Source organism: Janthinobacterium sp. SUN128, from assembly GCF_030587275.1.
Taxonomy (GTDB): Bacteria; Pseudomonadota; Gammaproteobacteria; order Burkholderiales; family Burkholderiaceae_D; genus Janthinobacterium; species Janthinobacterium lividum.
Window position 1 is genome coordinate 194135 of sequence record NZ_JAPWHY010000003.1, and the last position, 25080, is coordinate 219214.

The 25080-nt window shown below is 62.0% G+C and carries 24 protein-coding genes; 8 read left to right on the forward strand and 16 right to left on the reverse strand.

The window, feature by feature from the left end; all coding sequences use genetic code 11:
• The first annotated feature begins 10 nt into the window (after window positions 1-10).
• The 5 genes from ilvA (at window position 11) to rapZ (ending at window position 5351) form a co-directional block, all read left to right on the forward strand.
• A complete protein-coding gene (gene ilvA, locus O3297_RS23580; RefSeq protein WP_034753344.1) occupies window positions 11-1546 on the forward strand; it encodes a threonine ammonia-lyase, biosynthetic in 1536 nt (511 codons plus the stop codon).
• Between the two features lie 82 nt (window positions 1547-1628).
• Window positions 1629-2471, forward strand: coding sequence for an NADPH-dependent 7-cyano-7-deazaguanine reductase QueF (queF, locus tag O3297_RS23585; RefSeq protein WP_070278970.1), 843 nt, complete (start codon window positions 1629-1631; stop codon window positions 2469-2471).
• Window positions 2472-2814: 343 nt separating this feature from the next.
• Window positions 2815-3297: a PTS sugar transporter subunit IIA gene (locus tag O3297_RS23590; protein WP_034753339.1), complete on the forward strand. Its 483-nt coding sequence runs from the start codon at window positions 2815-2817 to the stop codon at window positions 3295-3297.
• A gap of 39 nt (window positions 3298-3336) precedes the next feature.
• Window positions 3337-4272, forward strand: a complete 936-nt coding sequence (gene hprK / locus O3297_RS23595) for an HPr(Ser) kinase/phosphatase (protein WP_034753337.1) — start codon at window positions 3337-3339, stop codon at window positions 4270-4272.
• Window positions 4273-4487: 215 nt separating this feature from the next.
• Window positions 4488-5351, forward strand: coding sequence for an RNase adapter RapZ (gene rapZ, locus O3297_RS23600; protein ID WP_035824128.1), 864 nt, complete (start codon window positions 4488-4490; stop codon window positions 5349-5351).
• Here the strand turns inward: rapZ and O3297_RS23605 are convergent, their stop codons facing one another.
• From O3297_RS23605 to O3297_RS23640, 8 genes are all read right to left on the reverse strand, one after another.
• On the reverse strand, window positions 5352-6437 hold the full coding sequence (locus tag O3297_RS23605; protein WP_305050390.1) for an enoyl-CoA hydratase/isomerase family protein: 1086 nt from the start codon (window positions 6435-6437) through the stop codon (window positions 5352-5354).
• 135 nt (window positions 6438-6572) lie between these two features.
• Window positions 6573-6935, reverse strand: a complete 363-nt coding sequence (gene hpf, locus O3297_RS23610; protein ID WP_034778388.1) for a ribosome hibernation-promoting factor, HPF/YfiA family — start codon at window positions 6933-6935, stop codon at window positions 6573-6575.
• Window positions 6936-7004: 69 nt separating this feature from the next.
• Window positions 7005-8483 (reverse strand): RNA polymerase factor sigma-54, encoded by a 1479-nt coding sequence (locus tag O3297_RS23615; RefSeq protein WP_305050393.1) that lies wholly within the window; start codon window positions 8481-8483, stop codon window positions 7005-7007.
• Between the two features lie 4 nt (window positions 8484-8487).
• Window positions 8488-9243: an LPS export ABC transporter ATP-binding protein gene (lptB, locus tag O3297_RS23620; RefSeq protein ID WP_034778383.1), complete on the reverse strand. Its 756-nt coding sequence runs from the start codon at window positions 9241-9243 to the stop codon at window positions 8488-8490.
• Window positions 9243-9824 carry a lipopolysaccharide transport periplasmic protein LptA gene (gene lptA, locus O3297_RS23625; protein ID WP_034778381.1) on the reverse strand — a complete coding sequence of 194 codons (582 nt, stop codon included), beginning with the start codon at window positions 9822-9824 and terminating at the stop codon, window positions 9243-9245. The genes lptB and lptA overlap by 1 nt, the downstream gene beginning before the upstream one ends.
• Before the next feature lie 25 nt (window positions 9825-9849).
• Window positions 9850-10461 carry an LPS export ABC transporter periplasmic protein LptC gene (gene lptC, locus O3297_RS23630; RefSeq protein ID WP_244517503.1) on the reverse strand — a complete coding sequence of 204 codons (612 nt, stop codon included), beginning with the start codon at window positions 10459-10461 and terminating at the stop codon, window positions 9850-9852.
• A 42-nt stretch (window positions 10462-10503) separates the two neighbouring features.
• Window positions 10504-11037, reverse strand: a complete 534-nt coding sequence (locus O3297_RS23635; protein WP_230523046.1) for an HAD family hydrolase — start codon at window positions 11035-11037, stop codon at window positions 10504-10506.
• The gene (locus O3297_RS23640; protein WP_370385442.1) at window positions 11037-12071 is read right to left on the reverse strand and encodes an SIS domain-containing protein; all 1035 of its coding nucleotides are present in this window, start codon (window positions 12069-12071) and stop codon (window positions 11037-11039) included. Before O3297_RS23640 ends, O3297_RS23635 begins: the two co-directional genes overlap by 1 nt.
• Before the next feature lie 84 nt (window positions 12072-12155).
• Between O3297_RS23640 and O3297_RS23645 the strand changes: the two genes are divergently transcribed.
• Entirely contained in the window at window positions 12156-14135 is a 1980-nt protein-coding gene (locus O3297_RS23645) for a monovalent cation:proton antiporter family protein (protein ID WP_034778378.1), read from the forward strand.
• Here O3297_RS23645 and O3297_RS23650 read toward each other — a convergent pair whose 3' ends face one another.
• From O3297_RS23650 to O3297_RS23660, 3 genes are all read right to left on the reverse strand, one after another.
• Window positions 14136-15293, reverse strand: a complete 1158-nt coding sequence (locus O3297_RS23650) for a diguanylate cyclase (protein ID WP_305050398.1) — start codon at window positions 15291-15293, stop codon at window positions 14136-14138.
• A 34-nt stretch (window positions 15294-15327) separates the two neighbouring features.
• A complete protein-coding gene (locus tag O3297_RS23655; RefSeq protein ID WP_305050399.1) occupies window positions 15328-16179 on the reverse strand; it encodes an MOSC domain-containing protein in 852 nt (283 codons plus the stop codon).
• Window positions 16180-16307: 128 nt separating this feature from the next.
• Window positions 16308-17402, reverse strand: a complete 1095-nt coding sequence (locus O3297_RS23660) for a type II asparaginase (RefSeq protein ID WP_070259582.1) — start codon at window positions 17400-17402, stop codon at window positions 16308-16310.
• A 133-nt stretch (window positions 17403-17535) separates the two neighbouring features.
• Between O3297_RS23660 and O3297_RS23665 the strand changes: the two genes are divergently transcribed.
• Complete coding sequence (locus tag O3297_RS23665; RefSeq protein ID WP_305050401.1) at window positions 17536-18030, forward strand: hypothetical protein; 495 nt, start codon at window positions 17536-17538, stop codon at window positions 18028-18030.
• A complete protein-coding gene (locus O3297_RS23670; protein ID WP_305050402.1) occupies window positions 18027-18863 on the forward strand; it encodes a MipA/OmpV family protein in 837 nt (278 codons plus the stop codon). Before O3297_RS23665 ends, O3297_RS23670 begins: the two co-directional genes overlap by 4 nt.
• 2 nt (window positions 18864-18865) lie before the next feature.
• Here the strand turns inward: O3297_RS23670 and O3297_RS23675 are convergent, their stop codons facing one another.
• The 5 genes from O3297_RS23675 to O3297_RS23695 form a co-directional block, all read right to left on the reverse strand.
• Window positions 18866-21319 (reverse strand): TonB-dependent receptor, encoded by a 2454-nt coding sequence (locus O3297_RS23675; RefSeq protein WP_305050403.1) that lies wholly within the window; start codon window positions 21317-21319, stop codon window positions 18866-18868.
• A 104-nt stretch (window positions 21320-21423) separates the two neighbouring features.
• A complete protein-coding gene (locus O3297_RS23680) occupies window positions 21424-22407 on the reverse strand; it encodes a siderophore ABC transporter substrate-binding protein (RefSeq protein ID WP_305050404.1) in 984 nt (327 codons plus the stop codon).
• Between the two features lies 1 nt (window position 22408).
• Window positions 22409-23179: an ABC transporter ATP-binding protein gene (locus O3297_RS23685; protein WP_305050405.1), complete on the reverse strand. Its 771-nt coding sequence runs from the start codon at window positions 23177-23179 to the stop codon at window positions 22409-22411.
• Complete coding sequence (locus O3297_RS23690) at window positions 23176-24126, reverse strand: iron chelate uptake ABC transporter family permease subunit (RefSeq protein WP_305050406.1); 951 nt, start codon at window positions 24124-24126, stop codon at window positions 23176-23178. The genes O3297_RS23685 and O3297_RS23690 overlap by 4 nt, the downstream gene beginning before the upstream one ends.
• Window positions 24123-25079: an ABC transporter permease gene (locus O3297_RS23695; protein WP_305050408.1), complete on the reverse strand. Its 957-nt coding sequence runs from the start codon at window positions 25077-25079 to the stop codon at window positions 24123-24125. The genes O3297_RS23690 and O3297_RS23695 overlap by 4 nt, the downstream gene beginning before the upstream one ends.
• Between the last annotated feature and the right edge of the window lies 1 nt (window position 25080).

A 25080-nucleotide genomic window follows, 5' to 3' on the forward strand; every position in this document is an offset into this window, starting at 1 on the left:
CTTGCAGACTATGAACATCGACTACCTCAAGAAAATCCTGACCGCCCGCGTCTATGACGTCGCTACCGAAACGCCACTGGAACTGGCCCCTGCCCTGTCGCAGCGCCTGAACAACCAGATTTACTTCAAGCGCGAAGACATGCAAAGCGTGTTCAGCTTCAAGATTCGTGGCGCCTACAACAAGATGTCCAAGCTGAGCGAAGCGGAACGCAAGCGCGGCGTGATTTGCGCCTCGGCCGGCAACCATGCCCAGGGCGTGGCCCTGTCGGCCGCCCGCATGGGTTGCCGCGCCGTCATCGTCATGCCGACCACCACGCCGCTGGTCAAGGTCGAGGCGGTCAAGGGCCGCGGCGGTGTGAACGTGGAAGTGGTGCTGCACGGCGAGTCCTACACGGATGCCTACAACCACGCGCTGACCCTGGAAAAGGAACAGAAGCTGACCTTCGTGCACCCGTTCGACGATCCGGACGTGATCGCCGGCCAGGGCACGATCGGCATGGAAATCCTGCGCCAGCACGCCGGCCCCATCCACGCCATCTTCGCACCCATCGGCGGCGGCGGCCTGATCGCCGGCATTGCCGCCTACGTGAAACAGATCCGTCCCGACATCAAGATCATCGGCGTGCAAAGCGTCGATTCGAACGCCATGGCCCGCTCGCTGAAGGCGGGCGAGCGCGTGACCCTGAACGACGTGGGCCTGTTTGCCGACGGCACGGCCGTGCGCCTGGCCGGCGAGGAAACTTTCCGCCTGGTGCAGGCGTATGTCGATGAAATCATCACCGTCGACACGGACGCCATCTGCGCCGCCATCAAGGATGTGTTTACGGATACGCGCAGCATTCTGGAACCGTCCGGCGCGCTGGCCATCGCCGGTGCCAAGGCCTATGTGGAACGGGCCAGCCTGACCAAGCATCCCGTCAACAATGAAACGTTGGTCACCATCGCCAGCGGCGCGAACATGAATTTCGACCGTTTGCGCTTCGTCGCGGAACGGGCCGAACTGGGCGAATTCCGCGAAGCCGTGTTTGCCGTCACCATGCGCGAACAGCGGGGCAGCTTCAAACGTTTCTGCTCGCTCATCGGCGCGCGCAACGTGACGGAATTTAATTACCGCATCAGCGATGAAAAAGCCGCGCACGTGTTCGTCGGCATTCAAATTGCCGACCGGCATGAATCGAGCGTGCTGGCAAAGACCTTCGAGGAACACGAATTCAAGACGCTGGACCTGACCCACGACGAGCTGGCCAAGTCGCACATCCGCCATCTGGTGGGCGGCAAGAGCCGGCTGGCGCAGGATGAGCTGCTGTACCGCTTCGAGTTCCCCGAGCGCCCGGGCGCGCTGATGCGCTTCCTCGACAGCATGGCGCCGAACTGGAATATTTCACTTTGCCATTACCGCAGCCAGGGCGGCGACGTGGGCCGCATCCTGATCGGCTTGCAAGTGCCGCCCGATGAAATGGGAGAGTTCGCCCGCTTCCTCGATACCTTGGGGTACCGTTACTGGGATGAAAGCAGCAATCCCGTCTACAAGCTGTTCCTGGGTTAAGCATCACCTCCCGGCGGCGGCTACTCGCCGTCGGGGGAATTAGGCTACCATGCGTCCTTGACTGAATTCACGCCACACGACCATGACCACCACCAACGACCTCGCCGAACAATCCCCGCTGGGCAAAAGCTCCGCCTACCGCACCGACTACGCGCCGGAATTGCTGTTTCCCATTCCACGCCAGGGCAAGCGCGACGAGCTGGAATTGCACGGCACCTTGCCGTTTTTCGGCCTCGATATCTGGAATGCCTATGAACTGTCGTGGCTGAACCAGCGTGGCAAGCCGCAGGTGGCCATCGCCAAGGTCAGCGCGCCGGCCGATTCGCCGAACATCATCGAGTCGAAATCGTTCAAGCTGTACCTGAATTCCTTCAACCAGACCAAGCTGGACAGCCCGGATGCGCTGGTGGCCTTGCTCAAGCAAGATTTATCGAACGGCTTCGGCGCGCCCGTGCAAGTGGAACTGACTTTGCAGGAAGATTTCGGCAAGCTGAAAATGGGTGAATTCGATGGCGTGCTGCTGGACCGCCTGGACCTGGAAATCACGCAATACACGCCCTCGCCGCTGCTGCTGAAGGCAGCGCTGGACGAAGCGCCCGTGGAAGAAAAACTCGTCTCGCACTTGCTCAAATCGAATTGCCTGGTGACGGGCCAGCCCGACTGGGGCAGCGTGCAGATCGAGTATGCAGGACCGCAGATCGACCAGGAAAGCCTGTTGCGTTACCTGATCGGTTTCCGCGAGCACAATGAATTCCACGAACAGTGCGTGGAACGCATCTTTGTCGATATCTTGCGTCAGTGCAAGCCGCAAAAACTGTCCGTGTATGCGCGCTATACGCGCCGCGGCGGCCTCGATATCAATCCTTGGCGCAGCAACTTCAGCACGGGAGCGATGCCGGGCAATCTGCGCAACGCCCGTCAGTAACATTAGGCAACACCGCGCAACACCATGAAACCATGCCAACAGGAATGTTGGCTGTGTTTTAAAACAACGTTGCAGTAGTGCCGCAGAGCATGTCAAAGACGCTGAAAAATCGGAAAATCGGCATTCGGCGGCGGAAAAACCGGCGCGCCGCGTGTTTTTAATCAAGAAATAGCCGATACACGCCGATGTTATTTTTTTGCTAAAATGATGGTGACATGGGCTGTAGCGCCCACTGCGCCCGCAGCGGGCGTATACTGTTGAGAATTGGCGTTACAGGCCGCCGAAACAGGCCTATAATTCGGCTCGCAAGCCCTCTGCGCATTGCACCATTTCATTGAGTGTCATGACTAATCTTAGCAAAATACTATCTCTCGAAAACGTCCTGCTGGACCTGGAAGTCTCCAGTAAAAAACGTGCCTTCGAGCAAGCCGGCCTGATCTTCGAAAACAATTACGGCATCGCCCGCTCTACCGTCTCGGACAATCTGTTTGCCCGCGAACGCCTGGGCTCGACTGGTCTGGGCCATGGCGTAGCCGTGCCGCATGGCAGGGTCAAGGGCAGCAAAACCTTGAAATCGCCGCTGGGCGCCTTCGTCCGCCTAGCCGAGCCGATTCCGTTCGAGTCGCCCGATGGCAAGCCTGTCAATCTGCTGTTTTTCCTGCTGATTCCCGATCATGTCACTCAGCAACATCTGGAAATCCTGTCGGAAATCGCTGAAATGTTTTCCGATGACGCCTTCCGCACGGCACTGGCCACGGATCCGGAACCGAAATCCGTACATTCGCGCATCGTCAATTGGCAACCTAGTCTGCAAGCGGCGGGTTAAACTTCAGGTATTCCTCCACTCCTGAAGAAGAAGACTGCCATGTTGCAAACGCCACTGACGATACAACGCCTGTACGACGACAATCGTGAAAGTCTGCAACTGGGCTGGTTCGCCGGCTTCCCCGGCGGCGAGCGCCTGATCTCGGGCGATGTCTCGTCGGCCGCCGACCAGGTGGGCCACTTGAACCTGATCCATCCGGGCCGCATCCAGGTCTTCGGCCACCAGGAAATCAATTACTACCAGCGCCTGAAGGTCAACACGCGCACCCACGTGATCGGCGAGCTGATCGCCGGCGGTCCGCCCGCGCTGATCATCGCGCAAGGGCTGGAAACGCCGCCCGACATCCTCGCCATCTGCGACGAGCAAAACATTCCCCTGTTCTCCACCCCGCTGCCGGCCGCGCAAGTGATCGATTTCCTGCGCGTCTACCTGTCTAAAAAGCTGGCGCAACGCATCATCATGCATGGCGTGTTCATGGACGTGCTGGGCGTGGGCGTGCTGATCACGGGCGATTCGGGCCTGGGCAAGAGCGAGCTGGGGCTGGAACTGATTTCGCGCAGCCACGGCCTGGTGGCCGACGACGCCGTCGAATTCTCGCGCATCGCGCCCAACATGATCGAAGGCCGCTGCCCGCCTTTGCTGCAAAACCTGCTGGAAGTGCGGGGCCTGGGCTTGCTCGATATCAAGGCCATCTTTGGCGAAACGGCCGTGCGCCGCAAGATGCGCCTGAAACTGATCGTGCATCTGGTGCGCCGCAACGCGCTGGAAGAGGAAGTCGAGCGCCTGCCTTTCCTGTTCCCCACGGAAGACGTGCTGGGTTTGCCCGTGCGCAAGGTCGTCATCCCCGTCGCCGCCGGCCGCAACATCGCCGTACTGCTGGAAGCGGCCGTGCGCAACACGATTTTGCAACTGCGCGGCATCGATACCTTGCAGGAGTTCATGGAGCGGCAGAGGTTGGCAATGAGTGGCGACTAGCAAGTAGGTCGGATTAGCGCGGCAACGCCGTGCGTAATCCGACGACATTGTTGGCCCATGCCGCGGTGTCGGCTTACGCGCGACGCGCTAAGCCGACCTACGGTCGTGACGAGAGCGCCCTGCCAATCCCGGCAATATCACATTCCAAATTGCAATAATTTGTAAAGATAATTGCCTTGGAAGCAGAGCGCCGATCTTTATTGTATGATCGGCGTATGCATATCGTCCTTATCACCGGAATATCCGGCTCCGGTAAATCCGTCGCGCTCAATGTGCTGGAAGATACCGGCTACTATTGTGTCGACAACCTGCCGCCGGCCTTGCTGCCCAGCCTGGTGCAGACCCTGCTCGACGAAGGTACACCGCAACTGGCCGTCGCCGTCGATGCGCGCAGCGCCGAGTCGCTGACCAGCCTGCCGCACAATGTGGCCCTGCTGCGCGACCAGGGGCATGACGTCAAGGTCATGTTCCTGACGGCCACCACGCATTCGCTGGTGGCGCGCTTCTCGGAAACGCGGCGCAGCCATCCGCTGTCGCACGAATTGCGTCCGAACCAGAATCCGGCCAGCCGCCGCACGCTGATCGAGTGCATCTCGGAAGAACGCGAACGCCTGTCAGCCATCGAACAGCTGGGCCATGTGATCGACACGTCTGAACTGAGCGCCAACAAGCTGCGCGCCTGGATCAAGGATATCGTCGCCTCCGAACGCGCACCGCTGACCCTGTTCTTCGAATCGTTCGCCTTCAAGCTGGGCGTGCCGCTGGACGCCGATTTCGTCTTCGACGTGCGGGCCTTGCCGAATCCCTATTACGACCTCGCGCTGCGCCCGCTCGACGGCCGCGATGCGCCCGTGATCGCCTTCCTCGACGCGCAGCCGAGCGCGCTGGAACTGCTGGCCGACATCCGCGCCTTCATCGAGAAATGGTTGCCGTCATTCAAGTCCGACAACCGCAGCTACCTGACGGTGGCCCTGGGCTGCACGGGCGGCCAGCACCGCTCCGTGTACATGGCGGAGCGGCTGGCGCAGTATTTCGGCCCGAATGAACGCGTCGTCCTGCGCCACCGCGAACGCAGCTAATTAGTCGAGGTGGCGCAGCGGATGCGCCGCGGCTGGCCAGACGGGGGCAAAGAAGCGCGCCACCATGGCCGCATCGACGTCGTCCAGGCTGGCAGGGTTCCAGCGCGGTGCATTGTCCTTGTCGACCACCAGCGCGCGCACGCCCTCGAGCACTTCGCCATGTTCGAAATTGTGGCGCACCACCGTGCGCTCCATGCGCAGGCAATCGGCCACGCCCAGGTGGGCGCCCCGCTGCAGCAATTCCAGGGTCACCGACATCATCAAGGGCGAACGCTGGCGCATGGCCGCCAGCGCCTTGGCCGCGAACGCGCTGTCATCCTGCGCCAGCGAGGCCATGATGGCGGCCACAGAAGGGGCGCCGAAATGGCGGTCCAGCGCCGCGCGCGCCGTGGCCAGGGGAGACACCCCCGCCTCGGCCTGGAAAGGCGCCGCCAGCGCCTTGATGGCCACCGGCAAGGCCTCGCCCCGCGTCGATTCGAACAGATCCAGCAGCGCCCCCATCTGCGCCTCAGGCACGTAGACATCGGCCAGCCCCGTGTACAGGGCATCGGCCGCGTTAATCGTCAAGCCCGTCAAGCCCAGGTACAGGCCCAGCTGGCCGGCCAGGCGGGATAGAAAATAACTGCCGCCCACGTCGGGAAACAAGCCGATATTGACTTCCGGCATGGCCATGCGCGTGCGGCCCGTCACGATGCGCAGGCGGTTGCCCGGCCCGGCTTGCGCCACGCCCATGCCGCCGCCCATCACCACGCCATCCATCACGGCAATATACGGTTTTGGGTAGAAATGAATTAAATGATTTAAAGCATATTCTTCCGTAAAGAAATCCTCCAGCAAGGCACTGCCGCCTTGCGGCGTGGCCAGGCCCGCATCGTAAAAGAAACGGATGTCGCCGCCGGCGCACAGGGCTTTTTCACTGCTGGAGCGGATCACCACGGCATCCACCTGCGGATCGTCGCGCCAGGCCAGCAAGGCCGCGCTCAGGGCGCGCACCATCTCCAGCGACAGGGAATTCAAGGCTTTCGGACGGTCGAGCACGATATGGCCCGTGCGGTTGCGGATGGAAGTCTGGACGAAGTCGCTCATGGCAGGCAGGAAAGAAGTGAAAGTGCAAACATTTTAGCCCCTGCGCGGCGAACATTGCGCTCAAAAGGTCCAGGCGCAAAAAAGGGCGCAAGATGTGCGCCCTTAGTTGATCACAACTGCTGGAAGCGGGTGGCCTTAGACGGCGACGACGGCTTCTTCCTCGGAGTTGTCTGGCAGATGCTTGATCGCCTCTTTACCGTGCCCTTGCACTTTGGTTTTGTATTTCATCACTTGCCTATCGAGCTTGTCGATCAGGGTATCGATCGCGGCGTACAGGTCGTGCGCCAAGCTTTCCACATAGACAGTCTTGCCGCTCAAACGCAGGTTGACTTCAGCCTTTTGACGTTTTTCTTTCTCTTTGAGGTTATCCACGGTCAGAATCACGGCGATATCGATGACTTGATCGAAATGACGTTTCACGCGCTCCAGCTTCGTTTGTACGTATTCACGGATGGCTGGTGTCACTTCGAGATGATGTCCGCTGATGGTGAGATTCATACACACTCCTAAAGATGATCGGGTTCGTGCGGTCCATCCTATCCGGCCCGCAGAGGAACCGAAAAAAACTTACAAACACTTACGCAGGCTCACTGGCGGAATTTTCAACGCTTCCCGGTATTTGGCAACAGTACGTCGCGCAATCACCATGCCTTGTTCCCCCAGCATGTCCGCAATCTTACTGTCGGATAAAGGATTTTTAGGGTCTTCTGCTCCTGTCAGTTGCACGATCAATGCCCGTATCGCCGTCGATGACGCTTCGCCCCCCGCTTCGGTGGCGACGTGGCTACCAAAGAAATATTTCAACTCGAACATGCCGTGCGGGGTCAGCATGTACTTTTGAGTTGTTACCCGCGAGATAGTACTCTCGTGTAAACCCAGTGTATCAGCTATTTCACGGAGCACAAGGGGACGCATGGCAACGGCCCCATGCGAGAAAAAGTTCTTTTGTCTTTCTACTATCGCCTGCGCCACGCGCAGGATCGTGTCGAAGCGCTGGCGCATATTCTTGATCAGCCACTTGGCTTCCTGCAACTGTGCGCCCATGGCGCCCTCGCCCTTGCCCTGCTTGAGCAAGTTGGCGTACATGGCATTGACGCGCAGGCGCGGCATGACATCGTTGTTTAAGGTCACTTGCCAGCCATTGCGCGCGCGCTTGACGACGACGTCGGGCACCACGTAATCGGAGACGTCCGAGGCGAACACGGCGCCCGGATGCGGATTGCACTGGCGAATCACCGTCTGCGCTTCGCGCAAGTCTTCATCGTCGCAATCGAGGGCTTTTTTCAGCTTGTTGAAATCGCGCTGGGCAAACCAGGCCAGGTGCTTTTCCACGATGACGAGGGCCATGCGGCGCGTCACCATGGCGATGTGCGGCAAGCGCTTGATTTGCAGCGCCAGGCATTCGGACGCATTGCGCGCGCCCACGCCGGGCGGATCGAAACTTTGCAAGAGAGACAAGGCCGTGCGCATCTCGTCGGCGTCGATTTCCAGCTCTTCCGGCAGGCGCGCCAGGATGTCGTCGAGCGACTCTTCCAGGTAGCCATTGTCGTCGAGCGCATCGATAATCAGCTCGACCAGCGCGCGGTCGCGCAATTCGAGTACCGTCACGCGCATCTGCTCCATCAGGTGTTCGCGCAGGGTGCAGTGATGGGCTTCGAGTTGCGGGCGCGAATCTTCGTCGTCGGGCGCCTTGCCGCGGCTCGCCTCGCTCCAGTCGCTGTCGCCGCCATCGGCGGCGGCCGGGCCGTCGCCGGCATCGCCATCAAAAGTTTCCGCTTCGGCCGGCGCTGCGGGCGCTTCCTGCCCTGGCGGCTGGGGCGGCGCTTCGGCCGGCGCTGCCGTGGAACTCAAGGCACCGTCGGACAGCAGGCGCAGCGAACGGTCGAGCGGATCATCGAGGCGTTCGAGCAAGGGATTGTCCGTCAGCAATTGCTCTAGTTCCTGATGCAATTCCAGGGTAGACAATTGCAACAGGCGTATCGATTGCTGCAACTGCGGCGTCAGTGCCAGGTGCTGCGAAGTGCGCAGCTGCAATGATTGTTTCATTGGCTTACATGCGGAAGTGTTCGCCCAGATAGACCCGGCGTACCGACTCGTTCGCGATGATGTCGTCGGGGCGTCCCGACGCCAGTACCGAGCCCTGGTTGATGATGTAGGCACGGTCGCAGATACCCAGCGTCTCGCGCACATTATGATCGGTGATCAACACGCCGATATTGCGCTCCTTCAAGAAACGCACGATGCGCTGGATCTCGATCACGGCGATCGGATCGACGCCGGCGAACGGTTCGTCGAGCAGCACGAAACGGGGATCGGTGGCCAGCGCGCGGGCGATTTCCACGCGGCGGCGCTCGCCACCCGACAGGGACAGGGCCTGGTTCTCGCGCAGCTTTTCAATCTGCAAGTCGGCCAGCAATTTATCCAGGCGCACCTCGATCTCGGCCTTCGTCAGCGGACGGCCTTCGACGGTCTGGATTTCCAGCACGGCGCGGATATTGTCTTCCACCGTCAGCTTGCGGAAGACGGACGCTTCCTGCGGCAGGTAGGACAGGCCCATCTGCGCGCGGCGGTGGATCGGCAGGCTGGAGATGTCCACGCCGCTGATATCGATGCTGCCGCCATCGGACGGCACCAGGCCGACGATCATGTAGAACGAGGTGGTCTTGCCGGCGCCGTTCGGGCCCAGCAAACCCACCACTTCACCGCATTCGACTTGCAGCGAGACATCATGCACGACTTGCCGCTTGCCATAGGTTTTTTGCAGCCCGCGAACGATCAGGGTGCTGCCGCAACGAGTATTGTCCATTATTTCTTTCCTGGCGCAGGCGTGGCCGGCGCTTTCTCCGCCGCCGGTGCCTTGGTTTTCGGCTGGATCACCATGCGCACGCTGCCGCCATCCGGGGTGCTGGTGCCGCTGTTGGAATTTTCCATCGCAAACACTTCCTTGCGGCTGTCATACGAGATGAAGGCGCCATTGGCCACGTCGGTCACTTTCGTGCCTTCCAGGCGCGTCAGCTTGGCCCTGGAAAACAGTTTCACCACTTCCGTCTTGTTGTCGTATTCCACGCGCTCCGCTTCGCCTTCCACCCACAGGTCGCCCGCGCCATCGCGCTTCTGGCGGAAGGTGGCGAGCTTGCCGGGATCGGCCCAGAAGGTAATGAACTGGTAGCCTTGCGGATCTTCCGTGATCACGGCGCGCCCCGCCTTCATGGTCAGGGTCCCCTTGACCAGCACGACGTCGCCCGTCAGGGTGCGCACCTGCTTGATGTCATCGACGTGGCCGCTACGTGCCGTGATGACGGCTTCCTTCTCGGAATCGGCCTTCTCGGCATGCGCCACGCCCATGATGGCCAGGGAAAATACGGTCAACAGCAAGATGTTCTTCATAGTATGGTTTCCTTGTTTCATTCTGTCATTTTGCCGCCGCGGCCGGGCGCGGTTTCGGCGGGAGGACCATGCGCAGCGCATTCTGCACTTCCACCACGCCGGTGGCGTTATTGGCTTTCATGCCGATGCCATTGAGGCGCGAGGTGCCCGTCAGGATATCGACAGGCACGTCCGTTTCCATTCTTTCCTCATCCGGGAACACCGTCAGCGCTTCCGTCTTGACCGTCAGGTTCTGCGCCTTCGGACTGGCCACGCGGTCGATCACGACATTGCGGTGCAGTTGCAGCCGGGTATTGTCCTGGTCGATATGCGCCAGTTCCGCATTCATGTTCATCGGTGGCATGCCTGGCGTGAGCTTGCGCACGAAGGGCCGGTCGATATCGGACGAATCGTCCAGCGGATAATGCGTGAGCTTGGCGCCCGACACGATATAGCTGGGTTTTCCCGTCAAATCCATGCGCACCAGGCTGAAATTGGTAATGAAATAGTCGGGCTCATCCAGATGCTTGCTGGCCGTGATGTCCTGGCTATTCTTGTTCATCACCTCGAGCAGCCAAAAGCTGCCCAGCGCGACAACAACCGCGCCCAGCACGGTAAAAATCATGCGCCAGCGATGGGCGCCTCCTGGCTTACGCATAGGGCTTCACTCTTTCAAATGTCACTGGCGAGGCGGCGCGCCTCACTCCAGGAACGGCGCCATGACGCGCGCATAATTGTCCTGGGCACGCAGCAGGAATTCGCAGATCTCGCGCACCGCGCCGCGGCCGCCGCCGGCCTGCGTCACATGGTGGGCCAGGCCCTGCACTTCCGGGCGCCCGCCCGGCACGCTGACGGCAAAGCCGACGCGTTTCAGGATGGGCGCATCGATGACGTCGTCGCCGATATAGCCGCATTGCTCTTCCGTCAAGCCCGTCAGCGCCAGCAGTTCGCGAAACGGCGTCAGCTTGTCGTGGCCGCCCTGGTGCACGTGGGTAATGCCCAGGTCTTGCGCGCGGCGCGCCGTGATGGGCGAGCGGCGCGCGCTGATGATGGCCGTCTGCACGCCCGATTCCTGCAGCAGCTTGATGCCCAGGCCATCATACACATTAAACGTTTTCATCATCTCGCCGTCCGGGCCGAAATGCAGGCTGCCGTCGGTGAGCACGCCATCGACGTCAAAGATCATCAGTTTGACCTTGGCCGCGCGTGCCAGGTTGTCCGCGACGCTGTCCATCAGATCACCTTCGCTTGCGTCAGATCATGGATATGCAGCGCGCCCACCAGTTTGCCGTCGGCATCGACGACCAGCATCTGGTTGATGCGGAACTGCTCCATCACGGCCACGGCATCCACGGCCAGGCGTTCGGGCGCGATGCTGCGCGGCTGCGCATGCATGACGTCGCGGATCGCCACTTGCGTGAAATCCTGCACGCGCTCGAACATGCGGCGCAAGTCGCCATCGGTAAACACGCCCACGGGGCGGTTGTCCGCGTCGACAATGGCCGTCATGCCCATGCCTTTCTTCGTCATTTCTTCCAGCGCCTGCAGCAAGGAAGCGTCCACGGGCACCTTGGGTACGCGTTCGCCGCTGCGCATGACGTCATGCACGTGCGTGAGCAGGCGACGGCCCAGGGCGCCGCCCGGGTGCGAGCGGGCAAAATCTTCTTCCTTGAAGCCGCGCAAGTCGAGCAAGGCCACGGCCAGCGCGTCGCCCAGGGCCAGAGTGACGGTGGTGCTGGCCGTCGGCGCCAGGTTCAGCGGACAGGCTTCTTTCTCAACAGAAATATCCAGGTGCACGTCGGCCAATTGCGCCAGGCTCGAATTCGGCTTGCCCGTCATGGAAATCAGCACGCCACCCATGCGCTTGACGACGGGCATGATGGCCATCAGTTCCGACGATTCGCCGGAGTACGATATGGCAATAAAAGCATCTTCCGAGGTGACCATGCCCAGGTCGCCATGGGCCGCTTCGGCCGGATGCACGAACAGGGCCGGCGTGCCGGTGGAAGCGAGGGTGGCGGCAATCTTGCGCGCGATATGGCCGGATTTGCCGATGCCGGAGACGACGACTCTTCCTTTGCATTGCAACAACATCGCCACGGCGCGGCCCACGCTGTCGTCCGTGGCCAGGCGCGCGTGCAGCGCAACGATGGCGTCGGACTCGATCTGCAAGGTGGTGCGGGCCAGCGCGACGGCGCGCTCGGTCGTCGCTTGCATGTCAATTCGATCAAAAGCTTTCAGCATTGTTTTTTCATGGGTTACACTCATGCCCAAAGTATAAACGAATTAGGAAAGCAAAAAACTTGCCAGTCACAACAAACAACGATTTCCATTGACCGTACCGGGCAACCCATGTTTTCCTCGCTTGAACTGACCCTGATGTTACTCGGCAGCGCCGTGCTGGGCGTGGTCGCTTTCAGAATGTTGCATTTGCCGCCCATGCTGGGCTACCTGGCCGTCGGCATCGTCATCGGCCCCCACGCGCTGGGCCTGGCGGCGGAAAACGAGGCCAGCCACACCCTGGCCGAGTTCGGCGTCGTCTTCCTGATGTTTTCCATCGGGCTCGAATTTTCCCTGCCCAAGTTCCTCGCCATGCGGCGCATCGTCTTCGGCCTTGGCATGGCGCAGGTGGTCACCACCATCATCGCCACCGTCTTCTTCGGCTGGTTCGTCGGACATTACCTGTCCGCCTACATCCACCTGAGCTGGCAAGCCGCCTTCGCCCTGGGCGGCGCGCTGGCCATGTCGTCGACGGCCATCGTCTCGAAAATGCTCACGGAACGGCTGGAACTCGAAAGCGAACACGGCCGCAAGATCATCGGCATTTTGCTGTTCCAGGACCTGGCCGTCGTGCCGCTGCTGATCCTGATTCCCGCCCTCACGCGCGATTCGGACAACTTGGCCGAAACCCTGGCCTGGGCCGGCGGCAAGGCCCTGGTGGTGCTGATCTTGCTGCTTTTCATCGGCCAGAAGCTGGTGCGCGGCTGGCTGACCATCGTCGCCAAGCGCCGCTCGCAAGAGTTGTTCATGCTCAACCTGCTCCTGATTACCTTGGGCGCGGCCTGGATCACGGAACGGGCAGGACTGTCGCTGGCCCTGGGAGCGTTTGTTGCCGGCATGCTCATTTCCGAGACGGAATTCAAGCATCAGGTGGAAGAGGATATCAAGCCCTTCCGCGACGTGCTGCTGGGCCTGTTCTTCATCACCGTCGGCATGCTGCTCAATATCCGTGTGGTGTTTGAGAACTGGTGGCTCGTCCTGCTGCTGCTGTGCGGCCCCGTGCTGCTGAAATTCGCCCTGATCGCGGGGCTGGCCCGGCTGTTCGGCTCCAGCAACGGCGTGGCCTTGCGCACGGGGCTGGGACTGGCGCAGGCGGGCGAGTTCGGCTTCGTGCTGCTGAACCTGGCTGGCGGCATCAAACTGATGGACCCGTTCGTCGTGCAGGTGGTGCTGGCGTCGATGGTGCTGTCGATGCTGGTGGCGCCCTTCCTCATCGCCAAGTCCGACGCCATCGTCATGAAACTGGCGGCCAACGACTGGATGATGCAATCGTTGGCGCTGACCAAGATCGCCACGCGCACCATGGCATCGCAGAAACACGTGCTGATCGCCGGCTTCGGGCGCAGCGGACAAAGCCTGGCCACCCTGCTGGCGGAAGAAAAGATCGAATACCACGCGCTGGACCTGGACCCGGAACGGGTACAGGAAGCGCAGCTGGCCGGCGCCCATGTCTCGTATGGCGACGCGGGCCGGCGCGAAAGCCTGGTGGCGGCCGGCATCTACCGGGCCAGCGCCGTGGTGATCACGTATGCCAACACGCCCTCGGCCTTGAAGTTATTGCATTTGCTTAACGAAATGGCCCCAACCCTGCCCGTCATCGTGCGCAGCCACGACGATACCGACCTCGACCAACTGAAGAAGGCGGGCGCGGCCGAAGTGGTGCCGGAATTGATGGAAGGCAGCCTGATGCTCGCTTCGCATGCGCTGATCATGATGGGCGTGCCCCTGCGCCGCGTCGTGCACCGGGTGCAGGCGGCGCGCGAAGAACGCTATGCGTCCTTGCGCGGCTATTTCCACGGTTCCAGCGACGCGGGCGACGATGCCGAGCTGGAACGCCTGCATACGGTCACCGTCAACGAGGGCGCGCACTGTGTGGGACTGCCCTTGAGCACGATCGACGTGGCCGGCTGCGGCGCGTTTGTGACCGCCATCCGCCGCGGCCGGGGCCGCCTTGATGTCACCCCCGAGACGCAGCTGGCCAGCGGCGACGTGGTGGTGCTGCGCGGCACGGCCGACGCCGTGGCCAAAGCAGAAACCTTGCTATTGAAATAATTAACCGGACTGCGCCTGCCAGCTGACGACCTTGTTGCGGCCATCGGCCTTGGCCTGATACAGGGCCTGGTCGGCGTGCGCCACCAGCTGCTGCGCCACAGTTTCGATGGGGAGTAGCGCCGCGTCCGCTTCCAGGCTGGCCACGCCGATCGACACGCTGACCCACGCTTGCGCGCTGCCCGGCAAGTCAAACATGGTGCCGGCGATGCTGGCGCGAATGCGTTCGGCAACAAAGGTCGCGCTATCGAGGTCGGCGTCGATCAGCAGGACGACGAATTCCTCGCCGCCGAAACGGCCCAGCGCATCGGAGCGGCGCAATTCCGTGCGGATGCGCTGGGCCACCTCGCGCAGCACTTCATCGCCGCCCTGGTGTCCATGCGTGTCATTGACCAATTTGAAATGGTCGATGTCGATATACATGCATGAGATGCAATAATTCTGGCGCCGCGCACGGGCGATTTCTTCCAGCAGCCGGCGGTCGATATAGCGCCGGTTGTAGACGCCCGTCAAGGAATCGGTCAAGCCGATGTATTTGAGCATTTCATTGCTGATCACGTTTTCCAGGCAAATGGCGATGATGGACGCCATGTGCTTGATGAAATCCGTGCCCAGCGCGGGCGTAAAACGCGTCACGTCGCTGCTGGCCAGGTTCAGGCTGCCAATCAGGCGCTTGTTGCGCAGCAAGGGTACCAGCGCCACGCTGCGCAGAGCGTCGATCTGCGGAAAACGCGGGCCATGCACGGCCGCGTCGAAGGCACCCAGCAGCGGCAACGGCGGCAAGGCCGCCTCCCCCTCGGCCACGGACGCCGGCGGAGCAAAACCCAGCTCCGCCACGGCATGCACAAACAGCAACTGCGGGAAGGCGCTGAAATCGACGCCCAGCTTTTCCATCACCAGCACGATATCGTCATCCTCGTCGAGCAGGCTCAGGGTGACGCCGTCGAGGTCGGAAATCACGGGCAAGGTGCGGAAGATGGTGCCGATCAATTCGGGAAAGGTGGACGCGCTGACGATTTCCAGGTCGAACGCCTGGTGCCGGCACATGATGTCGTGGTTGCGCTCGACCTGTTCCAGCAGGAAAGCCATGCGCGCGCGCAAAGCCTGGTTTTCGGCTTCGAGGCTGGCAATGCGCGGGTCCGGCGGTATTGCTTGATTCATAGAAACCTTAAACCCTTGTGTGCGGGCGCCATGCTTAAAATGCCAGTTCGAAACCGATGTCCTGCCCCACCACGATACGCTCATCGCCGCCTTCGGTGACGATGGCGTTCATGCCGAAGCAGATGGCGCCGTCGAGCTCGGGTTTGGCGCGATAGCCATGCATGACGTCGAGCGGGTCCGGGCCGGGCACGCCCGTGGCCTGGTCCACCGACGGGATCGGGCAGCGCGAACACGGCTTGACGGGTTTCAAGGTGGTCGCGCCGAATTGCAGGAAGTCCGCGTAGTCTTCCTCGAAGGCGCCGATGTCGCCAATGACGAGGTTGGGACGGAAACGGTTCATCGGCAGCGCTTCACGGCCGGCGGCGCGCAGCTTGCCATTGACATCGGCTAGCGAGGCGGCACCGGCGATCAGCACGGGATAGCCATCGGCAAACATGGTCGAGGCAGCCACGCCATCCGTCCATTTGGTGCTGGTGGCGCGCACCACGTCCGGGTGAAAGCGCGCCAGGCGGCACGGCACGCCGATGGCCTTGGAAAACCACGTGGCCGTGACGTCGTCGCAATCGTAGGCGCGCACGGTATCGTCCCACACTTGCACGTCCAGCATCGGTGCCAGTTGCGGGTGCGGCAAGCCCAGCTCGATTTCCAGGCGCAGCATGCCCGGCGCGCGCAACTCCAGGGTCGTGGCCTTGATGGATGGCACGATCAGCGCCATGCGCGGATATTCACGCTGGGTCAGGAAGCGGCCTTGCGCGTCCACCACCATCCATTCGCGGTCGAACACGTGCTCGCTCATCAGCCCGGAGCGCGTCAGGACGGCCTCGCGAAAATGGATGCCGGCGCACGATTTGATCGGATACAGAATGATGTCGGACAGGATAGCCATGGACAGGGGAGAAGGAACAGTATTGCTGCTTCTGCCAGGAAATTATTCAGAAGCGAAGTATGGCAGCAAAGCGGGCAAGCGTAAATCTACCAGGCCCAGCCGAAGCGACCGGGCCGGCGTGACAGCGATCAATAGGTATAGAAGATACGCTGGATTTCTTGCGTGCTATTCGTTTTGGTCAGGGCCAGCATCAGCAGGATGCGGGCTTTTTGCGGGTTCAGGGTGTCGGATACGACACTGTCGAGTTCATCGTCGTTGGCTTCGCCATTGCGCGCCACGATGCCCTGGCCGACGCGGCTCGAACGCACGATCAGCACGCCCTTCTGGCGCGCTTCCACCAGGGCCGGCTTCATCTGCGCGGCCACGCTGCCATCGCCCACGCCCGCGTGGATGATGCCCTTGGCGCCAGCAGCAATGAAGGCATCGATGCCGACACGGTTCATGTTCGCGTAGCCGTAGACGATGTCCACTTGCGGCAGAGCATCGAGCTTGCTGATGTCAAATTCCGATTCCAAGGTGTGCTTGCGCGTCGACTGGCGGTAAAAGAAGGCCTTGCTGCCCTGGATGTAGCCGAGCATGCCCAGTTCCGGCGACTTGAAGGTGTCGGTGGTCGAGGTATTGGTTTTGGTCACTTCGCGCGCCGCGTTGATCTGGTCGTTCAAGGCCACCAAGACGCCCTTGCCCACGGCTTCCTTGCTGCCCGCCAGCATGACGGCGTTGTACAGGTTGATGGGACCGTCAGCCGAAATGGCCGTCGATGGACGCATGGCGCCCACGACCACCACCGGTTTATGGCTTTTCACGGTCAGGTTCAGGAAGTACGCCGTTTCCTCGATCGTGTCCGTGCCGTGCGTGACGACGACGCCATCGACATCGTTCGAGGCCAGCAGCACGTTGATGCGCTTGGCCAGGGTCAGCCAGTGGCTGTTGCCCATGCTTTCACTGGCGATCTGGAACACTTGCTCGCCTTTCACATTCGCCACTTTCTTCAATTCCGGCACGGCCGCGATCAGGCGCTCGACGCCCACGGTGGCCGAGGTATAGCCGACGGTGGTGGTGCTGTCGGCGCCGCTGCCGGCGATGGTGCCGCCCGTGGCCAGGATCACCACGTTCGGCAATTTGACGGCCGCCTGCTGCGCGCGCGCCGGGGAGGCGGCGATAAAGCCCATCAGCAAGGTAGCCAGCATCAGCTGTGCACAAGAATGGAATTTGCGTGAAAACATGGTGCTCCCGTGAAGTGTACTGTCAAAAATAACAAAGTCGTGTGCAAATTATATGTCATCCATGCCGGGGCAAATCCCGAATTCATGCGTATCGCGCAAACGTGCGCCCCTTCCCATGCGCTACAGTGGCGCCATGTCCACACTGCTCCCCTTCCGCTCTTGCCTCGTCGTGCCGCTGGTCTTGATGACGCTGGCAGCCTGCGCCACGCAGGTGGAACTGCGCATGGCGGCGCAGCAGGAGCAGTTCGGACGCGAGGCGGCCAGCCAGGGCGACTGGGCGCAAGCCATGCGCAGCTACGCGGACGCCGTCGGGAATGTCGAACTGGGCCATGGCGATCCCGCTTGGCAGGCGCGGCTGCACCACCAGGCGGGACGCGCCGCCAGCGGAGCCTGCCGCTACGATGCAGCCGAATTTCATTTCCGCCAGGCCATCGCGCTGGCGAAACGCAGCAAACAATCGAGCGCCCTCAGCTACAAGGCGCTGATCGACCAGTATGAACGCCAGGGCAAGGCGACGGAAGCCTTGGCCGTGCGCAATGAACTGGGCTGGCATCAATCGCAGGCGCTGGGGGCGTTTGCCGACCTGGAATCGCTGCCGGAGGGCAAACCTTGCGGAGTCCCCCGATGAATATCGCACGCACCTTGCTGGCCGCCACCTCCCTCTGCACTGCCATGGCGCCGGCGCGCGCCGCCGAAGCACCGCTGCCCTTATGGGAAGCGGGCGTATTTGGCGGCACGGCCGTCACGCCCGCCTATCCCGGCGCCAGCGAACGCTCGACGCGCAGCCTGGCCCTGCCTTATCTGATTTATCGGGGGAAAGTGTTGCGCGCCGACCGCTCCGGCGTGGGCGCGCGCCTGCTCAACACGGATCGCCTCGACTTCGATATCGGTTTTGCCCTGTCCTTGCCGGCCCGCTCCAGCGACGTGCCGGCCCGGCGCGGCATGCCGGACCTGGGCACCCTGGTGGAATTTGGTCCGCGCCTGAAAATCAAGCTGGCCGAACCGACGCAGCACAGCCGCCTGGGGCTGGAATTGCCCTTGCGCGCCGTCATCGAAGCGCGCGGCGGCCTGCGCCGCCAGGGCGCCACGTTCGAGCCCCGCTTCGTCTACGCGCTGCAAGGCGAGCAGCAGGCATGGCATGTCGATGCCAGCCTGGGCGCCGTGCTGGGCAATGCCGCCATCAACGATTACTTGTATGGCGTGCGCCCCGCGTTTGCCACCGCTCAGCGCCCGGCGTATGCGGCAAAAGGCGGGCTGATGCTCACGCGGCTGGGCCTGGGCGGTTCGTACCGGCTGCACCAGGACTGGCGCGCCTTTGCCTTTGTACGCTACGATACTTACACAGGCGCCGCCAACCGCGCCAGTCCCCTGCTGCGCCAGAACAGCGGCACCTCGGCGGGGATCGGCCTGATGTGGACGTGGCAACGTTCAAGCAAGCTGGCACGGGGCCCGGACGAATAGGCTTAAAACTCCGTCGTGGCAGACAGCATGACGGTGCGCGGCGCGCCCAGGCCCAGGCTGGTCCATTGCGGCAGCGCCCAGTACGCCCTGTTGCCGACGTTCGTCACGCTGGCGCGCACGGTCAGGGGCCGGCCAGCCGCCTGTGTCGCATAGCGGGCACCCACGTCAAACACGGTACGGCCCGGCACGGACATCGAATTGTCGGCATTGATGTATTGCTTCGATGCCGCCGTCGCGTTCGCGGTCAGGGTCACGCCGGGAATGGCGGGCGTATCCCATTCGACACCGAGCTTGGCTTGCAGCTTGGGCACGCCCGTGGCCTGTTTGCCCTGGTTGGCGCCGCCCACCGTCTTGCTCAAGACGGGATCGACATACGCCACGCCGCCCATCAGGCGCACGTCGCGCAAGGGCGAACCGAAGAAGCCCCAGTCGATGCCGCGGTTGCGCTGTTCGCCGCCAAAGGAAAAGATATTGCTGACCGGGTCAACATAGCTGCTGGGCCGCTTGATTTCATACACGCTGACCGTATGCGCGAACTCGCCCAGGTCGACCTTGAAGCCCAGTTCCGCCTGCTTCGACTTGTACGGCGCAAAGACCTCGCCCGAATTGGCCGCCGTCAACGGCGCCGTGGCGCCCTGGCTCAAGCCTTCGATGTAGTTGCCGTACAGGGAAATCGTCTTGCTGGCCTTGACCAGCACGGCGACGGCCGGCGTAGTGGCGCTTTCGTCATAGCGCGAAGTGCGCGCGCCCGTCTTGATGTTGAAGTTATCGCTGAGCACTTCCTGGCGGCGCAAGCCTACCGTCAGCTGCACGGTGTCTTGCGCAAAAGAAAGCGTATCGACCAGGCCGACACTGGCCAGGCGCAGTTCTGCCTTGGAAATTTGCGGCGCCTCAAAGTGCGTCGCCGGACCCCAGACGGGGTTGTAGATATTCGTGATCCAGTCTTTCGCCAGGGTATTCCTGCGGCCGTACTGCTTGTCCGTATGGTGATAATAGGTGGCGTTGACGGCCCATTGATGGCCGATACCGCCCGTGCGCAGCTTGCCCCGCAAGCCCGCTTCCGCCGATTGCTTTTCCACGTCAAAACCCAGGTCGGCAAGATTGGTGCGGTAGTCGCCAGCCGTGTTGAACACCTGGATCAGGTACGCTCCCGTCGACTGGTAGTCGGCCCGGCTGGCGCCCACGGCGGCATACGCCATCACTTGCGCGTTCAAGTCCAGTTCGCCACGCAGCATGGCGCCCTTGTCCCTGGTATCGTAAAACGCCCAGCTGGGATTTAATAAGGTTTCCGCTTTCGGCGGACGCGGCACGGGCAAGCCGGGGGCCAGGTTGACGCCCCGGTTCAAGCCGTCGGCGCGGTCCTCGCTGTGATACAGGTCGGCGGACAGGCGCGCACCGTTGCCACGCCAATCCAGGCCCACGGAGACGAGCTCGGTCTTCTTTTTCTGATGGTCGATGGCGCCGTCGCCATCGCGGTAGACGCCGTTGACTCTGATGCCGAACTGTTGATGCTCGCCGAACCGTTGGCCCAGGTCCACATGGCCGCCCCATTGCGCATCCGACATATACGACGCCGTCACCCGCGCCAGCGGCGTATCGCCCGCGCGCTTGGGCATGAGGTTGATGCTGCCGCCCACGGAACCGCCCGGCGGCATGCCATTGAGCAAGGCCGACGGTCCCTTCAGCACCTCGATGCGCTCGAACATTTCAGGCGAGGTGCGGTAGTAGGGAGAGATGCCGTACAAGCCGCCAAACGCGACGTCGCCGATATTCGAACTGAAGCCCCGTATCGAATAATTCTCGCCGATGATGCCCGTCATGCCGCTGCTGAAGACGGTAGGGTCGGTGGCGGAAATCACATCGGTGATGTCGCGCGCCTGCCGGTCTTCGATGAATTTATCCGTATAGCTGATGGTGTTGAACGGGGTTTCCATGAAGTCCTTGTCTCCCAGGAATCCCACGCGGCCGCCGGATGCCACTTGGCCGCCTGCGTAGGCATCCGTCACCGCGTTGCCCTTGCCCCACACCGTCACGGCCGGCATGGTGGCGGCAGCCTCGGCGGCGGCGCTATGTGCCGCTTCGCGGCGCACCGTATAGCTGCCATTGCCCTCGCGCACGGCTTGCAAGCCATGGCCGCGCAGCAATTCGTAAAAGCCTTCGGGCACGCTGTAGCTGCCGGACAGGCCGGTGCTGCTCTTGCCTTGCAGCAGGCTAGCCTCGACCGTCAATTCAACCCCCGCTTCGGCGGCAAAGGTATTGAGGGCCAGGCCCAGTGTACCGGCCGGCACGCTGAACGCTTGCCGGGCCTGGCCCGCCCCCGCTTGCGCGTAGGCTGACGGGGCCGCCACGCCCAACACCCCTACGGTCAAGCCCGTGATAAGCGCCAGTTGCACGGCGGCGGCGATGCGGCTCAGGTTCAAGGCGGGAAGGTGGCGCGTTGCCATGCGTTGGGTCATACAGTAAATCCTTTCAGATGGGATGATTGCTTGCTCTCACCCTATCTCCCGAACGAAAAGGCAAAACCCTCAATGCAAATGCGAATCATTACGAAAACTATTGATTACTGATAGCCCTTCAGCACATCGTCGATCACCCGCTTCAGCGACGTCACGCTGGCCGCCGTGATGTACCAGGCGTCAGCATCGACAAAGACCACGCGGCCATTCTTCCAGGCATTGGTCTGGCGCAGCAGTGGATTGGCCATCTGCTCGGCCGTCATGACGGGACGGTGTTCCATCACGGCCGTGCGGTCCACCACATAGATGATGTCGGGATTGGCTTGCTGGATGAATTCGCTGGAAATCGGCTGGCCATGCAAGCCCGCCTCGATGGCTGTGCTGGCAGGTTTCACGCCCAGCGCATCGAAGACAAAACCGTAGCGCGACTGCACGCCGAACGCGCTGAAGGCGCCATTGTTGTGCAGCACGATGAGCGCCTTCTCGGGACGCTCCTGCGTCACCTTGCGCGCGTCCGCCACCTTGGCGTCCAGCTCCTGCGCTTTCCGGCTGGCGATGTCTTCCTTGCCGAAGATGCGCCCCAGTGTCAGCAAGTGTTGCTTGACCACTTCGATGTGCTTGCTCTCGCTGTTCTGGTAATCCACGTCGAAATGCAAGGTGGGCGCGATCTGGCTCAGTTCCTTGTAATGGTTGGCCTGGATCGACGTCATCAGTATCAGGTCGGGCTGGAGCGCGTGGATGTGTTCGAGATTCGGCTGCACGATGGCGCCCAGGTCGCGGATGCCCTGGTCTTCCTTGTAGCGCGTGAGAAAATGCGGCACGTAATCCTTCACCATGCCGGCCACGGGCACGCCCAGCTGGTCGAGAAAATCAACTTCGTTCATGTCGAGCACGGCCACCTTCTGCGGACGATGTGTGAGCACCGTCGTGCCCAGCTTGTGCTCGATGGTGATGGGGGTAAATGCCTGCTCTGACGCGGAAGCGGCAGGCGCTGGCGGCGCCGTGGCCGCCTTGTCGCTGCAGCCTTGCAGGGCGGCCATGGCGGCGAGCAGCACGGCCAGCGCGCAGCGGGATTTGTTCCAGATCATCTCAAGCTCCTGTGGGGGTAAAGTAATTGCAGACGCAGCCGCGCTCGTTGCGCACGATGTGAAAATCGATGTCGTACAGCGCCCGCAAGCGCTGTTCCGTTACGACCTCGTGGGCGGGGCCGGAAAAGCGCACGGCGCCGCCCTGCATGGCGACGATGTGGTCGGAATAATTGGCGGCGAAATTGATGTCGTGGATCACCAGAATCACGGTGCGGCCCTGCTCGTCGCACAGGCGCCGCAGCGCGCGCATGATCTGTACGGCGTGCTTCATGTCGAGGTTGTTGAGCGGCTCGTCAAGCAGCAAAATGTCCGTCTGCTGGGCAATCGTCATGGCCAGGAAAGCCATCTGCCGCTGGCCGCCGCTCAGCTCATCGACATACGCCAGGCGCAGATGCTCCAGCGACAGGAAGGCGATGGCGTCATCGATGGCTTGCCGGTCTTGCGGCGTCAAGCTACCTCGGCTGTAAGGAAAGCGGCCGAAGGCGACCAGCTCTTCCACCATCAGGCGCAAATGAAAATCGGGCGACTGGCGCAGGGTGGCGACGAGTCGCGCATAGTCCTGGATCTTGATGTGTGCGATGCTGCGCCCGTCTATCGTAATCTCGCCGCCATTCGCTTCCTGCAGGCGCGCGATGAGCATCAGCAAGGTCGTCTTGCCAGCGCCATTCGGGCCGATCAAGGACGTCACTTTGCCCTTGGGAAACTGCGCGCTGACGTTGTCCAGCACGCGCCTGGCGCCGTAGCTTTTTTCGATATGGTTGACGTGGATCATGCGGTGCCTCGGGTGCGGACCATGAGCGCGAGGAAATACGCGCCGCACACCAGGTTGACGAGGATGCCAACGGTGGTCCGGTAGTTGAAAACGTGCTCGACCAGCAGCTGGGCGGCCAGGAAGATGGCGATGGCGATGGCGCAACCCAAGGGCAAGGTGACGCGATGGCGCGCCGTGCGGGCCAGGGCGTAAGTCGTGTTCGCTACAAAGATGCCCATGAAGGCGGTCGGTCCCAGCAAGCTCGTCGACACGGCCACCAGCACGGCGATCAGCGCCAGCTGCAACTGCACCATGCGCCGGTAATCGATACCGAGCGAGATGGCCTGTTCGCGCCCCAGCGCCAGCACGTCGAGCGCCGGCAGGGCTTTCACCACGGCCACGCAGGCAGCGCCCACCAGCAAGGCCGAGTACAGCAATTGTGCGGGCTGCGCCTTGTTGAACGATGCCTGGCTGAAACCCTGCAAAATGGCAAATTCACCGGGACTGATGCGCAGCTGGATGAACTGGGTAAATGTGCCGATCACCATCGTCAGCACGAATCCCAGTAGCAACAGGAAATACACGTTGTTCTTGCCATCACGAAACAACCAATAGTGGATGGCCCAGGAATACGCGAGCATCAGCGCGATGGACAGCACGAAGTTGCCGTTCTGCCCCAGTAGCACCACGCTGTGCATGCCCATCGCGAGGATCAGCAGCGATTGCAACAGCAGGTACACGGCTTCATAGCCCATGACGGCCGGCGTCAGGATGCGGTTGCCGGCGATGGTCTGGAACACAATCGACGAGACGGCCACGCAAACGCCGCCGATGACGATGGCGGCCAGGCGCGACATGCGCTTGGGAATGACGTAATCGAAATCCAGATTTGCGCCGATGAAGAGGAAAGCGAGCGCCAGGGCCAACACGGCCAGCCAGAGCGTGCGCTGGTTCAAACTGCGCCTCATCGCCGCCCCCGGATGATCAGGACGAGGAACAGCACCCCGCCCACGCCGCCTGCCGTCAGGCCGATCGGCACTTCGAATGGATAGATCAACAAGCGCCCGGCGATGTCGCAGGCCAGCAGCAGCGACGCGCCGCCCAGCGCCACGATGGGCAGGGTGCGGTCCAGCTTGTCGCCGTAGCGCAAGGCCACCAGGTTGGGAATGGCCAGCCCGACAAACGGGATCGCCCCCACCGTGATCACCGTGGCCGCCACCGTGACGGCCACCAGCATCAAGCCCAGCGCCACCGTGCCCGCATAGTTCAAGCCCAGGCTGGTGGCCATGCCCTCGCCCATGCCCAGAACCGTAAAACGCTGCGCGTACAAGTACGTGAGGGCAACGATGGGCAGGATCAGATAAATGATTTCATAATTGCCCTGCACGATGCGCGAAAAATCGCCAAGCAGCCAGCCCTGCATGCTTTGCAGGATGTTGTTGCGGTAGGCATAGAATTCGGCCAAGGCGCTGAGCACGCCGCCATACACGAGGCCGATCACGGGGACGAGTATCGTGTTCTTGAAGCGGATGCGGCGGATCAGCGCCACATAAATCAGGCTGGCGGCAAAACAGAAGGCCAGCGCGAACGCCATCTTGCCGGCCGTGCCCGCCGCGGGCGCCACGGTCAGCGCCACGAGGATGCCCAGCTTGGCCGCGTCGAGGCCGCCCGAGGTGGCCGGTTCGACAAACTTGTTGCGCACGATGTGCTGCAGGATGACGCCGCAGACAGACAGGCCCACACCCGTCAGCACCAGCGCGGCCAGGCGTGGCAGGCGGCTGGCCGTCAGGGTCAGCCAAGCATCGGCGGACAGCGCGTCGGACGAGGACAATAGCTGCGCCCACTCCATCTGCCGTGCACCGACCAGCAAGGACGCGCAGCACAGGAGGAAGAATAGGCACAGCAGACTCGCGCGCGTCAAA